Genomic DNA, 14,784 nt, shown 5'->3' on the forward strand with positions numbered 1-14,784 from the left:
TTTATTATTTAATTCGTATAGCAATACTGCTTGTTGTACTATCAAAGTCTGATACCTCGATTTATCTTGATCTCAGAACAGTTCTTTATCTCAGTTTTTATTGCTTTACCTATTTCGGAAGCTGGATTTATATACTGCATGACTTTCTTATCTTTTCCAATGGCTAATAGATAATCTTCAGCAACAAGATGACTTTTACCTTGAAAATCATATACTACTATATCACAAAATCTTTGATCACCAAGATTATAATTAGGATCAAATTTATTCTGCATAATTTGTAAATCTTTCTGTATCTTCTGCTCTATTGCTGCTATGCAAATCTTGTGACTGTAGAGCATACAAGAATCCAATCCTTTTTCTCTGTAGATTTGTAAGGCAGTATTGATATTTTCTTCTGTGCCAAACTTGACTAGAGCTTTGATTTGATGTGGTGGCACATTACTTAGTTCACTATTATCGTTATTTACCATTTTTGAAAATAGTAATTCTATAGACTTAAATTGTGATTTTTTATTATCATTTGCTTTCAATGATGATTTAAGGCCAGCTACATTGCTAGCTGCTGCTGTTAATTTTGCTATTTCAGGCTCTATAATCTTTCTGACTGATTCTGCTCCTTGAGATTTTAGCACATCATTAAAATCACCTTTTTCTGGTGGTCGTATTATTGCTACCGCTGCTCCTTTGCTAATTAATTCCTCCTGTGCTTTATTTATGGTATGAAGTGATACTGCTTCTTTACCATCATTATCGGCAGCAATTATTATTCTCTCACCTTTGAGAGGTTCATAGTTCCTGATGTTACTTATACCTAAACTACAGAGAATTTTGCCTTTAATGCCGGCTTCCGCAATGCTTAAGGCTGTCTCTAACCCTTCTGCTATAATCGTTATATTACTTGCTGCATTGTTGTCATCTTTACTGCTTTGTACGTTCTGCTGTTCGTTATTTTTATTAATCTCAATAAAAGAACCTCTGATTCTACCAAATGAACGTTTATTAACCTCAATATCAGCTTTATTATTTGTGTCTTTGTTTAAATAAATTGATTGTCCACCGGTAATATTACCATCTTTATTTCTAGCAAAAGCAATTAATGCAGGATAATGTTGTTTGCTATTACTGTCCCACATCATATTGGTTCTAAGATCGTTACTTAGTTGGTATCTTGTTAATACGTCTTTAATTCTGCGATGTTCTGATAAAATATCTTTTTGCTACATTATTGGGCATGACATATTTTACAGAGTCTGATTTTTCATATAAGCTCTCTTTATCTTAGATATTTCAGCATATTTCGCTTGTTGATCTTGATTCTTAACTTTTTGGTCAAATTGCTCTTTTATCTTATCTTCTAATAACTTGCTATTGTTTGATATACCAACCATATCTTGTAAATATTTCTTAGCTTCTATAAAATCACAATTTTTTTCTCTTTGTACTAAGGTAAATAAATCTCCTCCCTCTCCTTTACTAAAATCATACCATCTGTTTACTGCCACCTATCCTCATCACTATTTTGCCATCTTTCTCCCAGCGTAACACTTGACTATTTGATAAATGCTTGTTTGGACTGCCTAGCAAATTTCTACCTATTTCTTCCGCTTTAAATGATAATCGTTGCTTTAATTCTACTGCTTTTTGTTTATTAATAGAATTATAATCTATTTTATTCTTTGCCATAATATCCTCTTGTAATTTAACACTTATTGTTGTATCTTGTTTATTACAATTCTTGAGGTTATGAGAAGAGTTTTTTTGCTCTTCTTGGGCTTTATGGCTTGTGGCAAAATTTGTGCTAGTGCTTCTTAGGATTTCTGCTACTTTAGCAGATGATCTTGATCTCACTCTTAAGTGGTAATAGTTATCATTACTGTGTAATCTATCCTTAATATCTTCTACTACCCCTTTAAACCAATCACCTACTTTATCTATAATATTAGGACTCTTATTTTCTTGATCTTGAATCGCTATTCAAAAAATGTAAATATATGAGTGAACAAGGAAACCTGCTGGGTGATCCAGATAAAGGCACGAAGAAAGCTAAGCATGATAAGATATTTCGTAAAGCACTGGAGAATCCTCTAGTTGCCCATGAATTCTTTAATGCACATTTGCCCCCAAATATTAAAAGTTTAATAGATTTTCCTAGTTTAGCAATGGAAAACACCACATTTATAGAAAGCTCTTTAAAAGATTCTATCTCTGATGTTTTATTCTCATGCAAATTTGATAAACAAGATGGCTACTTATTTTTGCTTGTAGAACATCAATCAAAAGCAGATCATTTCATGGCTTTTAGGCTATCATAGAATTACAAATTATTTTTTAATATCTTTAATTTTTCTTCAAACTCACCAGCCATCAGATCATTACCTAATTGCCTTAAAGCTTTAATTATTGCTTCATATTCCTCTATAAGATTAGGTTTATATTTAATAGCTAAATCATAGTTTTCTATCGCTTCCTGATGTTGCCATAAAGACATCAAAGATATTCCTTTGTTGTAATAAGCTTCCGGATATCTAGGATTATATTTAAGAGCAGTATCAAAATTTTCTATTGCATTTTGGTATTCTCCTAAGTCATTTAATGCACTACCTTTATTATTATAAGCTGCTGCAAAGTCTTGCTTATTTTTTATAGCGAGGTTGTATGATATTATTGCCTCACGATGCTTTCCTATTGTGCATAATACATTTGCTTTGTTATTATATGCTTCTGCAAAACTAGAATCATATTTAATAGTTAAGTCATAATTGTCTATTGCTTCTTGGTATTGTTTTAATGTATTTAAAGTCATGCCTTTATTGTTATAGCATTTAGCACAATCAGATTTATATTTAATGGCTAAATTATAATTTTTAATTGCTTCTTCATATTGACCTAATTTATAAAGAGATCTTCCAATATTAAAATACTCTTCTGCTAAAATATTGGGATCTTGAATCTTGCTTTGTGGATCTATTGGTTGTGGTTTTTCATTAACAATACTAGTGGTATTTTCTGCAAAAGCACTGCTAAAAAATATTAATGGTAAGATAAATATGAATGCTAATTTTGTGATATTTTGTATAGATTTCTTTTTAATTATTTTCATTTTTATAGCCTGGTAGTTTAATATTTCTTTTCTTTATCGCCTTATCGCTAATGCCAATATTATCTGCTATTTGCTGGCCAGTTCTTATAATCGTTGATTTAGGAGTTTTATTAAATTCATCTTCAAGCTGTTCCCTCTTATATTTTACTTTATCAGATAACTGCTCTAGAGTCTTTACTTTTTCTACTTCATTATTATCTACATTATTAATTAGCATTTGTTCTACATTTTTATCATAAATATCATTTTTTCTATCATCAATACCACTAATAGCCGCTTGATCATTTAACTGTTTAGTTTTTTTATCAAAACTTGATCGCAAGCTTTCTTTAGATGGAATATGGGATCTACTTGTAGAGCTTAAATTTTGCGGTATAGTATTATTAATTTTAGCTATGTTTAAAGCTATTTGTTCAGCTTCTTGTTGGTGAGTACTTGCCCACATAGCAGCCTGTTCTTTACTACTTACGCCAGGAATATTTTTGGCAATGATGCTATTTAATACCGGTTCATTTAAATTACTTACGATCAATGGAAGCGGAGTTTTGTGATATATAAATTCATATTATAGCTTAATTGCTCTATATTTTGTTTGGTTTTTGCTATTTCTTGCCCTACAGACTGTTGCTCAGAAAAATTATTATTTAGATTATTACTAAGTGAATGCAGATCACTATTTGTGTGACCTAATCTGCCATCTTTAGTAGCACTTTTAATCTTGGACAATGCTTCATTATATGATTGCTGTTGGTTAACAGATTTACCTTGATCTTGTTCTTGATCATTACGTGATGCAACTTTTGTTCCTCCCAGACTAGGAATATTTAAACCTATATCAGCACTAGTACCTGTGCCTTTTCTATTACTACTACTAATATGATCAGTAGCAGCGATGCTATCTGAATTCATCTGCTGCAAGGCTAGATACTGGCTATCAGTAATACCAATGGATTTTGCCTCTTCATAGCTTAATCTTTTGCCTATTTCAGTTGCTATAGAATTTCCTGTAGTAGTTAAATCACTATATCTATCATTTAATGAGTCAAGATAACTTTGTGAGCTCATAAACTGGCTTTGATAACTATCTTGCAATAATTTAGAGGAGCGGTAATTGTTAACTAAGGAGTCTACTGCCTCAGTTAGTACTTGTCTGCCGTTATCAGTACTGGTCACTCTCATTCCCCCATCATCAATAATTCCTCCTGCCAATTGTAAAGTTGGGGTAAGATTTTGCTGGGCAATTGTTCTATTACCGATGTTGTAATTATCCATAGAGAGGTTATTATCAGCAATATTAGTACCAATATTACTTGCAACCGGTACTGGAGAAAATTGATTGGCCAAAGTAGTAGTTGCATGGGCACACGCCTTTAATACTGCCCAGGATAACATCGGAACTGAAGCTGCTAGCATCTGAAACGTTGCAAACTCATGCAGCACCATTTCTGAAAAACTCCCCTGCGATAAGATATTTAAACCAGTAAGGTGACTTGTGCCTTTACCAGCTAGGCTAATCATTCCTAAACAATGGATCACCGTAAAAAACACTGGCCAGCTAGTTACCCAAATAATTAAGATGATCCAGGTCTTAAAGATAGTATAACCGCCTGGCAGCAGCGACATTGGAAATACTACGAAAATGAGACAAATTACTAAGGCAAAAAATACTGATTGTAAGATAGGCATTATATTTGCTGCCATCTCTCCTGCAACCAGATAAGAAAATGATTGCTGCAATAATCCCCTGGTAGCATTCATACTCACTAACTGAGGATATTATTCTAGATAGCGAAAATTTTTCTCTTAAATCATCATAAGCTTCACGATTGGCATTAAGCAGCATGGTTTGCTTCATCCACTGATAAATATCTGTTGGTTCTTTTTTAAGATATTTTAAAGTATCAGAAGTCATAGGAAAACCTTGAGTTTATGCTGCGTTCGCCTTTCGATTTTCGATAGCCTCGTAAAAACATCGGAAATTGACGGATGGCTGGGACGGGAGGATTCGAACCTCCGAATGACGATACCAAAAACCGTTGCCTTACCACTTGGCGACGTCCCAATGTAGAAATTAGAAATGTATCGACTTTATACCAATAAACAGCGGAAACGTCAATTACAATAATGATTGTAAAAATAAATTTATTTCATTATTAAGCCAATTTTGAGCATTTGACGATAATAACGAATAAATTTGGATTTTAATTTTATTATAATATTCCTTGATATAGTTTATTTCATCAATATTAAGTAGTTTCACATCAATTAATTTACTAGCATAAGGTACTAAGCTTAAGGTCTCAAACTCAAGCCATTCGCTATTTTCTTTTACATACATTAAATTTTCGATTCTAATTCCGTATTTTCCTGGAATATAAAATCCAGGTTCATTAGATAAGATCATACCTGCTTTAAGTACGGTTTTATTACGAAGATTTATGCTTTGCGGTCCTTCATGGACGCTTAAGAAGCTCCCTACTCCATGTCCTGTACCGTGTGGATAATCTAGCATTTCTTGCCATAAATATTGCCGAGCGAGTATATCAAGATGAGCCCCTGTAACAATATTTTTAGGGAATTTGGCTTTAGCTAAAGCAATATGTCCTTTAAGTACTTGCGTATAACGCTTTTTCTGCTCATCGGTCGGCGTACCTACCATGATTGTTCGAGTTATATCGGTAGTAGCACCACTATATTGACCGCCGGAATCAATTAGTAATATCCCCTGCCCTATAGAAGGAAGAACTCTAATTTTCTTAGCAGTTTTTTGGTCAGCTCTATAATGAATAATGGCACTATTTTCCTGAAATCCGCAAATAGTTGGAAAACTATCCGAAACATACCCCTCTTGTTTAGCTCGATACTCTGTAAGCCTTAAACCGAGGATGTGTTCGGTTATAGTCTTTGTCATCCCGCGAGCTTGTAGCGGGATCTTGTGCTGCACACTGTGTTCTGAGATCCCGTGGTCAAGCCGCGGGATGACACATTTATCCAAATCAGCAAAAAACTCACATAAAGCTACTGCATCTTTAATATGAAAATCGATTGCATGTTTAATTTCTACATCGTTCTTACAAGCTTTAAGCATTAAGCATGGATCGGTAATTTTCTGTACTTTTTTATCAGCTATTAAGTCCATTATATGAACAGAGGCTATAGTATCATCAATAAAAATATTTTCGCTATCTCTTAAAATATTTTCAAATTCTTTTTCCGGTAAAATCGTTATTTCAGGACGTGCATCAATAATTTCGGCATCAATTCTTGTAGGATCGATAAATAGATATAATTTTGTAGATGTAACAATTACTTTTGCAAACATTAAAGGTGTATAGGCAACGTCACTAGCCCGCAAATTTAGTAACCAGCATATGGAGGAGCTATCAAGAATGACTAAGGCAAAGTCCTCAGTGTTGTCATCTAGTTGCTTGACCACGGTATCCATATAATTATTAGATCCTGCGGTCAAGCCACGGGATGACAATGCAATTTCACAACATTTACTTATTTTATCAGTATGACTAACACCCGCAAATTTAATATCATGTAAATAAACTTTAGAGCTTGGTTCTAGAGGCTGATTTTGCCAAATCTTATCAACTAAATTTCCGTTAATTTTGCACAAATTGTCATCTTGCGGCTTGACCGCAGGATCTAGTAAAATTAAATTTGATATAGTAGGATAAGTAAATAATTCAGAATCATATCCTATTTTAGTATCTTTATCTAATGTTGTGGATATATCTTTTAAGTTAAAAATCTTAAAAATTTGCAGATCAAGCTCTTTACTTGCTTGCTCTAAATAACGCCCATCAGTAAAAAATAATGCAGTATCTTTACATATAATAGCCATACCGTTTGAGCCGGTAAAACCTGTGATATATTCAAGCCTTTTAGCATAATCCGGTACATATTCGCTCATATATTTATCGTTAGACGGTATTATATAACCGTCTATATTATATTTTGAAAATAAGTTTCTAAGTAGATTAATTCGGATTTTTGTCATGTTTATATCTCTCATGTCGTTCTCTTACCCGCTTGGATGCTGACCACCTAGGCAACGCTCATAGACGGGAATGACATTTATACCATCCATAATACAAAGGAATACCAAGGATAGTAAAGGAACTAGCTATAATCAGAGTTTTAACAGGTGTTTCATAGATAACCCAACTACAAAAGATAATAGATATCATAACTATAAGTAAATAATAATAAGAAAAATTTTCTTTTGAACTAAGAATTACTTTTAAAAATGCTAAGCTACAAATTAAATAGACGAATAAGAACGCTATTACCGAGAAATCTATTATTTGTGTGATCTGCTTGGCAAAATTATCATTTGCCGTAAAGACTAATAACGGCACAATGCCAAGACAGCTTACAATAATTCCGTGAGTTGGAGCGTTATTGCTATTTTTCTTAGCAAAAAATTTCGGTAATAATCCATCTTCGGCAAGTCCTAGGGCTATCTGTCCGCTAGTTAGTACCCAAGCATTAAGCGTACCAATACATATTATAGAAGCTATAACCGCAATTACGCTTGACCATTTACCCCCAAATAATAATGCAGCAGCATCAGCATAAGGAGCTTTAGAACTAATAAGTTCAGAAGCAGGGATTAGCCCCATTATACCTATACTATTAATAATATATAAAACCGCTACGCAGAAAGTTCCGAGCATTATAGCTCTTGGAATAGTCTTAGCCGGATCTTTTACCGCTCCTGCCGTAGTAGTTGCACACTCAATGCCGATAAATCCCCAAAAAGTAAGAAGTGCAACTCTTCCCATAATGGTCGGAATGCTTAAACTCTCTACTTCCTCGGCAATAGCTATATTATCTATATTAAAATGAGATAATGCAGCTAAACCTACCACAAGCAGCGGAACAAATTTTAAGAGAGTTAAATAAAACTCTGCTTTTCCTGCTACTTCAGGACCTTTTAAATTTAAAACCGTAATAGCACCTAATAATATTATCTGTAATATTAAATCTAAAATCGCTTGTGATTTAAAAAAAGGTGTTAGATAGCCTATTGCCGAAATGACTACTATACTTGTACTGACAAAGGATATAACCCAATAAGTCCAACCGGTGAAAAAAGCTATTTTATCCCTGAAACTTTCCCGTACATAAACGTGCGGACCGCCTGTTTTAGGAAATTTTGCACATAAGCAAGAGAATACCAGTGCTATACTCATAGCACCGAATAATGAAAGTACCCAGCCCCAAATGCTGTATATACCGAATGGTGCTAAACTTAATGGCAATATAAAAACGCTAGTACCGATTTGACTGCCGGTTACTAAGGCAAAAACCGCCCAAAAACCTAATTTTTGTGACATAATTTTGTTATTGATTTAATTATAGAAACGGCTTTTAACATAGCTGAAATAATGATTTTTAGCAATAGATAAAAAACTACTATAGTCATTTTACTCTTGATTTCTAAACAAAAGATTGATAGCTTTTTAAGCTATCAATCTTAGGAGTTAATATGTCAAATCGCATCGCTAAAGTTTATACAGTGAAATCAGGTGATACTTTATCATATATTACTACAAAAAATGGTCTAACAGTTAACCAATTGCTAACTATTCCAAATAACGAACAGTTTAAAGCTAATCCTGATAAGATTTATCCAGGGAATAAAGTAAAAGTAAGCTATACAGTAAAATCAGGAGACACTTTATCAAAAATTTCACAAAATTATGGTACTTCTGTTCAGGATTTAGTTAAATATAATAGTATAAGCGACCCTAATCATATCAAAGTAGGCTGGGAGATTTCATTTTCCGGTGATTCGCATGATTTTTATTGAAATAAAGCTGTTGGTGTAATAGTCAACCGCAACCTGCTTTTTATGGATGTACTGTAATTGTTAAGATAGTGATGTTATCTTTGTTTGGTCCCATAATGCCAAAAAATTCTATAAGCAGTAGGAGTATTATTTTCAGCATAAGCTTCAAATATTTCTTCTCCGTTATGTCCTTTAATAGATTTATATTTATGGGTATTTAAACTAAGATGGCGAGGATTCATTTGTAAATATGCCAGTGTTTTTTTTACTGCTTTTAAACGCTTTTCTAATCCTTTATTATTTTCAAGTTCTTCCAAATCTTTACTAGCTTGAATAGTAAAGAATTTTAAAAGTCATCATCTAAATATTTGCTGAAATCTTCTATAAATTTAACTTGCCTTTTAGCAGAATCTTTAATACCGTTATTTAATTGTGTTAAAGCCTTTTTATTATTAAATAGCCAACTTTCTTTTAAAGGTATTTCCGTATAGGGTTCTAAAATAATTTGTCCTTTTTTACTATTAACAATAACGTGAAAACTACTTACTCCTTTAGCTAATTTTTACCAAGTGTTATTCTTCCTTTTACATCCGGTTTTAATATACATGCTTTGTGCCATATAAATTACTTATTTGAGTTCTGAAGTATTAATAAATAACATATGGTGTAATTAATCAAGTGGGATTGTTAGAAGCTATCTGTAAACTTATTTTAATTGATAATTAAAGAGATTTTTTAGCGAAAATTATAGATTATAGAACAATTATTTTTGCAGGAATAGCTGTTCCTATTTCAAAAAAAACTTATAATTTGCAGCAGAAAAGAATTTAATTAGCCTTAAAATAAGTTTACAGATAGCTTCTTATACGCTAAAGGATTTGCCGCAGCCGCAATTAGCTTTTTCGTTGGGATTGGTGAAAGTGAATTGGGATTTGAATTTAGTCTCTACATAGTCCATTTCAGAACCTAGAATATACATTAATGCCTTTGGGTTGATTAGTACCCGCACGCCCTTTTCTTCAACTACTTCATCGAATTGATTTTTACTATCGGCATATTCAACGTAATAAGTCTGACCGGCACAACCGCCTGACTTAACTCCTACCCTAATACCAAAGGTAGGCTTGGCTCGTTTTTCTATTAGCAATTTTACTTGCTTTGCAGCAGAATCGGTTAATGAAATAATATTTTTCATGTTTTAAGAGTCTTTTTTGCTTTCTTTTTTCTGTTTGTAATCAGCTATAGCTGCTTTTATTGCATCTTCAGCAAGTAGTGAGCAATGTAATTTTACCGGTGGAAGTGACAATTCTTTTGCTATTTCAGTATTTTTAATAGTTTCGGCATCTTCTACTGATCTTCCTTTAACCCACTCCGTTACTAAAGAACTTGAAGCAATAGCCGAACCGCAGCCAAATGTTTTAAATTTAGCATCTGTAATAATCCCGTCATCATCAACTTCGATTTGTAACTTCATAACATCACCGCAAGCAGGAGCTCCAACTAGTCCTGTACCGACATTTTTATTTTCTTTATCAAGCGATCCAACATTACGCGGATTTTCATAATGATCTATCACTTTTTTGCTATAAGCCATTGTTATTCTCTAAAATTTAGTTTCAATTCTGTCATGCCGTGACTTGATCACGGCATCCAAAAATATAATTTAAAATACTAATATTATTAGTATTTTAAACTGGACCCCGTGGCCAAGCCACGCGGGGTGACAATGTTAGTGTGCTGCCCACTTAATCTTCTTCAAATCAATCCCCTCTTGCATCATTTCCCAAAGAGGGCTTAATTCCCTTAGTTTATCGATTTTTGAGCATATGAAATTTACTGCGTAATTAATTTCCTGCTCGGTAGTAAACCTACCTATACCGAACCTAATCGAAGTATGGGCAAGCTCTTCACCGATACCCATGGAACGCAAAACATATGACGGCTCTAAAGAAGCAGAAGTACAAGCAGAACCGGAGGAAACCGCTAAATCTTTAATAGCAAGGATAATTGACTCCCCCTCTACTCCAGCAAAGCTTAGATTTAGATTGCCTTTATATCTTTGATCTTTATCGCCGTTTAAATAAACTTCCGAAATTCGGCTATGTATATTATTTAAAAATCTGTCGAACAAGTAATTTACGTGCTTAGTATCTTTTTCCATCTCACTATACGCTATTTCAGCAGCCATGCCAAGCCCTACGATTAAAGGAGTCGGTAGCGTACCTGAACGCATACCTCTCTCCTGCCCGCCACCGTTTATGAGCGGCGTAACACGCACACGAGGTTTTTTCCTTACATATAATGCCCCTATTCCTTTCGGACCGTAAATTTTATGTCCTGAGATACTGGCAAGATCAATATTAAACTCGTTAACATCAATTGGAATTTTACCAAAACCTTGAGCAATATCGGAATGAAAAAAAACGCCTCTTTCACGGCAAATTTTCCCGATTTCCTTTAAAGGCTGAATAACACCTATTTCATTATTAACCGCCATAACTGAAACTAACATAGTCTGATCAGTAATAGCATTTTTTAGAGTTTCTAAATCGATTATTCCATTTGGTTTAATCGGTAAGTATGTGATTTTTATCCCTTCTTGCTCTAAATGCCTGCAAGCGTCAAGTACGCATTTATGTTCACTGACTACGGTAATAATATGATTTTTCTTATTACCGTAAAATTTTGCTATTCCCTTTATTGCAAGGTTATTAGATTCAGTTGCACCGGAGGTAAAAATAATTTCTTTAGTATCCGCTCCTATTAACCTTGCTACCCTACTCCTTGCCTCTTCAACGGCGTTTTCTGCTTCCCAGCCGAAAGAATGGCTACGTGAATGAGGATTCCCAAATTTGGTAGTAAAATAGGGCAACATTACTTCCATTACCCTTGGATCTAGCGGTGTTGTTGCCTGATAATCCATATATATCGGTAAGGTTAAATTGTTTAATTGTGGGTTCATATGGTTACAAATGTTAAATAGTTTGTTTTTCATCATTGCGAGCGACCGTAGGGAGCTTGGCAATCCAGAAAAATAATAAAAAGTATAATAAAAAAGTGCTAATTTTAGTATTTTTTTACTGGATTACTTCGTAATTTTCCTCGCAATGATGGGTTGAAAGTTCATATATTGTATATCTCCTCAAAGGCTTCTATAAAAGCCTCTATATCACTTACCGTATTAGTATGGCTTAAAGATATCCTAATAGAGGATTTTGCCTCTTCTTCATTCATACCCATATTGGTTAATACGTGTGATTTAGATATTTTTCCTGATGAACAAGCAGAGCCGGAGCTTACGCAAATATTACGTAAATCAAACCCGATGAATTTCACTTGTGCATCCGTATTCGGTATAGTAATTAAGGTAGTATTAGGCAACCTCGCTACATTATTACTAACAATATTTACGTTTGGGTATTCTTTTAGTTTTTTCTCTAAAGCTTCCTGTAAGTTTTTGATTTTTACATATTTCTTTGAGATATCTTTTGTTATTAATTCAGCTGCTAACCCAAGCCCTGCAATAGCTAAAACATTTTCAGTACCTGATCTTATTCCTTTTTCTTGCCCTCCTCCTATAATTATTGGAGTAACTTGAAAATTAGAGTTAGAAATTAAAACTGAACTACCCTGCCCTGCTCCTATTTTATGTCCTGAAATTGTCACAAAATCTAACCCTAATACTTTGATATTTATAGGTATTTTACCAAATCCTTGGACTAAATCACTATGAAATTTTGCATCATATTTTTTAGCTATTTCACTTATTTTGGTTATATCTTGTAAAACTCCACTTTCATTATTAGCCATCATTACAGAAACTAATTTTTTAGTAGCATTACTTTGAGATAACAACTCTTCTAGATGTTCTAAATCAACCAAACCTTGAGTGTTAACTCTTATAACTTTAATATTTGGAGCGTAGTTTATGTGGTTATAGATCGATAAATGTTCAATAGCTGAAATAAAAATATCGCTGTCATAAAAATTTTTCATTATTAAATTATTACTTTCAGTTCCCGATGACGTAAAAGTAATATCATATTCTCTAGATGATAAGGTTATACTAAGAGCTGCTGCTATTTGCAAGCGTGCCGTTTCTATGATATTCTTAGCAAATCTACCTGAGCTATGTGCTGATGAAGGGTTAAGCTCCTTGTCCATTAAACTTATTATGAATTCCTTAACCCTAGGATCAATAACAGTAGTAGCATTATGGTCTAAATATATCATATATACTCGTTGAACTTGAAAAATTGGCTATGTCGTCTTTGTAAGTCCTCGGATGCTCACGTACTTCTGTACGCTCCGCTCCTCGGCTTACAGACTCCTTGCTCTTTTCCAAGTTGATCTTCGTATCCCAACTCTTCATTTCACAGGAGTATATTTAAGTTTAGAGCATCTTTAATCGATATATTTTCAAAATAATCTCTAATATGCTTACCAAGACCTTTCCATAATTTATGCGAATTACATTTTATTGTATCAGGCATGCAAGTTTTAACCGATTTCTTATAGCAGGTAGTCATTATAAAATTTTCGTTAACGGCGTCCATAATATCGGAAATTTTTATTTCTTCTAGGTTACCTATTAAAATATATCCCCCTTTCGATCCTCTAATAGCCTTAACTAGATCAGCTTTTTTAAGTTTAGAAAATATCTGCTCTAAATAGTTAAGCGATATATTTTGTTTTACGGAAATGTCATTCAAAGTGACCGGTTCGGCACTTGATTTTGAAGCCATTTCAAGTATTGCCATTACGGCATATCTTCCTTTCGTCGTCAGCATCATATAACCAACCTATTAAAACTTAAAATCTTTTTTTATATCTACAATACCCAAGTAATTTAGTCAAGTATATAATTATATTATTTAATAAAAAATTAGCTTATTAATATAAACTAAAATTTAATTGTGTAGAATCTAGTAGAAGTGAAAAAGAAGGACAAAATATTATAAATAAGTGATTAATCCAGAATTACCTAGGGACGTTGTTGCATGGATCAATTCCACCTCTGTCATCCCCCCCGCGACTTGATCGCGGGATCCAACTTAAAATACTAATAATATTAGTATTTTAAATTGTTTTTATAGACCCCGTGGTCAAGCGAGCTAGGTGACATAGTGGGTTTTACCGATCTACGCAACAATGCCGGCATATGACATTTAGCTAGATTCCTGCTTTTGCAGGAATGACATTTAATTATAAATAGTTAATTATTTTATTATCCATACCCTCTGTTTGTTATTCTATTTCTAGCTTTAGGTTTTGAAGGAGCAGCAATATTTTTTAAATGAGCTTGATAATTTTTAATTTTTTCTATTCTGTTTTCTCTTAGTTTTGCATGCTTGGTTCTAGCACTTTTTCCGAAACCTACTTTGGTTTCCATATCTTTTATAAAATCAGTAACAAATGTTCGTGGATGCCTTTGAATATCGATTTGACAATTTTTATCTAAAGCACCGGGCATAGTTTCTTGTATTTTTTTACAGCACGGTACATATCTAAAGCTTAAGGTTGATAATGACCGCTATTATTACTAAGGTAATCAATTTTTCCCCTATCATTTATACCTATAACTCCTGCTGCTTCCGCAGGCTTTCCACTTAAAAATGAACCGTGAACAAGATTTTTAGTATTTGGCAAATATTGATTTTTATGAGTACCCATATAAATTACTCCATCCTTTCCCATTACAAATGCTTGAACATTATTCATGCTTTTACTTTCTTTACCGATAGTAGAAGCTACTTTACCGTTAGAATCAAGTAATCTCTAAGAGGAGGTATCATAGAATAGTCGGTGATTTTTTTGTTCCTCCGGCCCCATACGCAATATTTCAAATTCATGCCCATCCCATATTTGTTTACCT

12 protein-coding genes, 1 tRNA gene and 3 pseudogenes are annotated in these 14,784 nt (G+C 33.4%); 2 read left to right on the plus strand and 14 right to left on the minus strand.

Annotated features, from left to right (window positions below; all coding sequences use genetic code 11):
- Window positions 1-41 precede the first annotated feature (41 nt).
- Window positions 42-1,977, minus strand: a pseudogene (locus AB1146_RS07370) (toprim domain-containing protein); the annotation flags it as partial.
- 17 nt (window positions 1,978-1,994) lie between these two features.
- Between AB1146_RS07370 and AB1146_RS07375 the strand changes: the two are divergent.
- A pseudogene (locus AB1146_RS07375) lies at window positions 1,995-2,309 on the plus strand (Rpn family recombination-promoting nuclease/putative transposase); the annotation flags it as partial.
- An 8-nt stretch (window positions 2,310-2,317) separates the two neighbouring features.
- Here the strand turns inward: AB1146_RS07375 and AB1146_RS07380 are convergent.
- The 5 genes and pseudogenes from AB1146_RS07380 to AB1146_RS07400 all read right to left on the minus strand — a co-directional run bounded on the left by AB1146_RS07380 (window position 2,318) and on the right by AB1146_RS07400 (window position 8,454).
- The gene (locus AB1146_RS07380) at window positions 2,318-3,103 is read right to left on the minus strand and encodes a tetratricopeptide repeat protein (RefSeq protein WP_010422292.1); all 786 of its coding nucleotides are present in this window, start codon (window positions 3,101-3,103) and stop codon (window positions 2,318-2,320) included.
- Window positions 3,090-5,015, minus strand: a pseudogene (locus AB1146_RS07385) (conjugal transfer protein TraG N-terminal domain-containing protein); the annotation flags it as partial. The pseudogene AB1146_RS07385 and the gene AB1146_RS07380, both read right to left, overlap by 14 nt.
- A gap of 75 nt (window positions 5,016-5,090) precedes the next feature.
- Window positions 5,091-5,165: transfer RNA gene (locus tag AB1146_RS07390), tRNA-Gln, on the minus strand.
- Window positions 5,166-5,219: 54 nt separating this feature from the next.
- Window positions 5,220-7,112: a M24 family metallopeptidase gene (locus AB1146_RS07395; protein ID WP_010422282.1), complete on the minus strand. Its 1,893-nt coding sequence runs from the start codon at window positions 7,110-7,112 to the stop codon at window positions 5,220-5,222.
- Window positions 7,113-7,170: 58 nt separating this feature from the next.
- Window positions 7,171-8,454: an APC family permease gene (locus AB1146_RS07400; protein ID WP_010422280.1), complete on the minus strand. Its 1,284-nt coding sequence runs from the start codon at window positions 8,452-8,454 to the stop codon at window positions 7,171-7,173.
- 152 nt (window positions 8,455-8,606) lie between these two features.
- Between AB1146_RS07400 and AB1146_RS08665 the strand changes: the two genes are divergently transcribed.
- Complete coding sequence (locus AB1146_RS08665) at window positions 8,607-8,930, plus strand: LysM peptidoglycan-binding domain-containing protein (RefSeq protein ID WP_010422277.1); 324 nt, start codon at window positions 8,607-8,609, stop codon at window positions 8,928-8,930.
- A 74-nt stretch (window positions 8,931-9,004) separates the two neighbouring features.
- Here the strand turns inward: AB1146_RS08665 and AB1146_RS07415 are convergent, their stop codons facing one another.
- From AB1146_RS07415 to AB1146_RS07455, 8 genes are all read right to left on the minus strand, one after another.
- A complete protein-coding gene (locus AB1146_RS07415) occupies window positions 9,005-9,226 on the minus strand; it encodes a hypothetical protein (protein WP_010422273.1) in 222 nt (73 codons plus the stop codon).
- Window positions 9,227-9,771: 545 nt separating this feature from the next.
- Window positions 9,772-10,104, minus strand: coding sequence for an iron-sulfur cluster assembly accessory protein (locus tag AB1146_RS07420; RefSeq protein ID WP_010422271.1), 333 nt, complete (start codon window positions 10,102-10,104; stop codon window positions 9,772-9,774).
- Between the two features lie 3 nt (window positions 10,105-10,107).
- Window positions 10,108-10,503 carry a Fe-S cluster assembly scaffold IscU gene (iscU, locus tag AB1146_RS07425; RefSeq protein ID WP_010422268.1) on the minus strand — a complete coding sequence of 132 codons (396 nt, stop codon included), beginning with the start codon at window positions 10,501-10,503 and terminating at the stop codon, window positions 10,108-10,110.
- Between the two features lie 135 nt (window positions 10,504-10,638).
- Entirely contained in the window at window positions 10,639-11,871 is a 1,233-nt protein-coding gene (locus AB1146_RS07430; protein WP_010422265.1) for an IscS subfamily cysteine desulfurase, read from the minus strand.
- 161 nt (window positions 11,872-12,032) lie between these two features.
- Window positions 12,033-13,142 carry a cysteine desulfurase family protein gene (locus AB1146_RS07435; RefSeq protein ID WP_010422262.1) on the minus strand — a complete coding sequence of 370 codons (1,110 nt, stop codon included), beginning with the start codon at window positions 13,140-13,142 and terminating at the stop codon, window positions 12,033-12,035.
- A 140-nt stretch (window positions 13,143-13,282) separates the two neighbouring features.
- Window positions 13,283-13,702: a Fe-S cluster assembly transcription factor gene (locus tag AB1146_RS07445; protein WP_010422259.1), complete on the minus strand. Its 420-nt coding sequence runs from the start codon at window positions 13,700-13,702 to the stop codon at window positions 13,283-13,285.
- 434 nt (window positions 13,703-14,136) lie between these two features.
- Window positions 14,137-14,382: a hypothetical protein gene (locus tag AB1146_RS07450; RefSeq protein WP_010422256.1), complete on the minus strand. Its 246-nt coding sequence runs from the start codon at window positions 14,380-14,382 to the stop codon at window positions 14,137-14,139.
- A 41-nt stretch (window positions 14,383-14,423) separates the two neighbouring features.
- Complete coding sequence (locus AB1146_RS07455; protein ID WP_010422253.1) at window positions 14,424-14,630, minus strand: hypothetical protein; 207 nt, start codon at window positions 14,628-14,630, stop codon at window positions 14,424-14,426.
- Window positions 14,631-14,784: the final 154 nt, after the last annotated feature.

Origin of the sequence: Rickettsia helvetica (assembly GCF_963970025.1) — a bacterium.
GTDB lineage: Bacteria > Pseudomonadota > Alphaproteobacteria > Rickettsiales > Rickettsiaceae > Rickettsia > Rickettsia helvetica.

Coding starts and splice junctions, on each gene's coding strand:
- AB1146_RS07420 (WP_010422271.1), bottom strand. CDS start 10,104: ATGAAAAATATTATTTCATTAACCGATTCTGCTGCAAAGCAAGTAAAA.
- AB1146_RS07380 (WP_010422292.1), bottom strand. CDS start 3,103: ATGAAAATAATTAAAAAGAAATCTATACAAAATATCACAAAATTAGCA.
- AB1146_RS08665 (WP_010422277.1), top strand. CDS start 8,607: ATGTCAAATCGCATCGCTAAAGTTTATACAGTGAAATCAGGTGATACT.
- AB1146_RS07445 (WP_010422259.1), bottom strand. CDS start 13,702: ATGATGCTGACGACGAAAGGAAGATATGCCGTAATGGCAATACTTGAA.
- AB1146_RS07430 (WP_010422265.1), bottom strand. CDS start 11,871: ATGAACCCACAATTAAACAATTTAACCTTACCGATATATATGGATTAT.
- AB1146_RS07435 (WP_010422262.1), bottom strand. CDS start 13,142: ATGATATATTTAGACCATAATGCTACTACTGTTATTGATCCTAGGGTT.
- AB1146_RS07450 (WP_010422256.1), bottom strand. CDS start 14,382: ATGCCCGGTGCTTTAGATAAAAATTGTCAAATCGATATTCAAAGGCAT.
- AB1146_RS07455 (WP_010422253.1), bottom strand. CDS start 14,630: ATGAATAATGTTCAAGCATTTGTAATGGGAAAGGATGGAGTAATTTAT.
- AB1146_RS07395 (WP_010422282.1), bottom strand. CDS start 7,112: ATGACAAAAATCCGAATTAATCTACTTAGAAACTTATTTTCAAAATAT.
- iscU (WP_010422268.1), bottom strand. CDS start 10,503: ATGGCTTATAGCAAAAAAGTGATAGATCATTATGAAAATCCGCGTAAT.
- AB1146_RS07400 (WP_010422280.1), bottom strand. CDS start 8,454: ATGTCACAAAAATTAGGTTTTTGGGCGGTTTTTGCCTTAGTAACCGGC.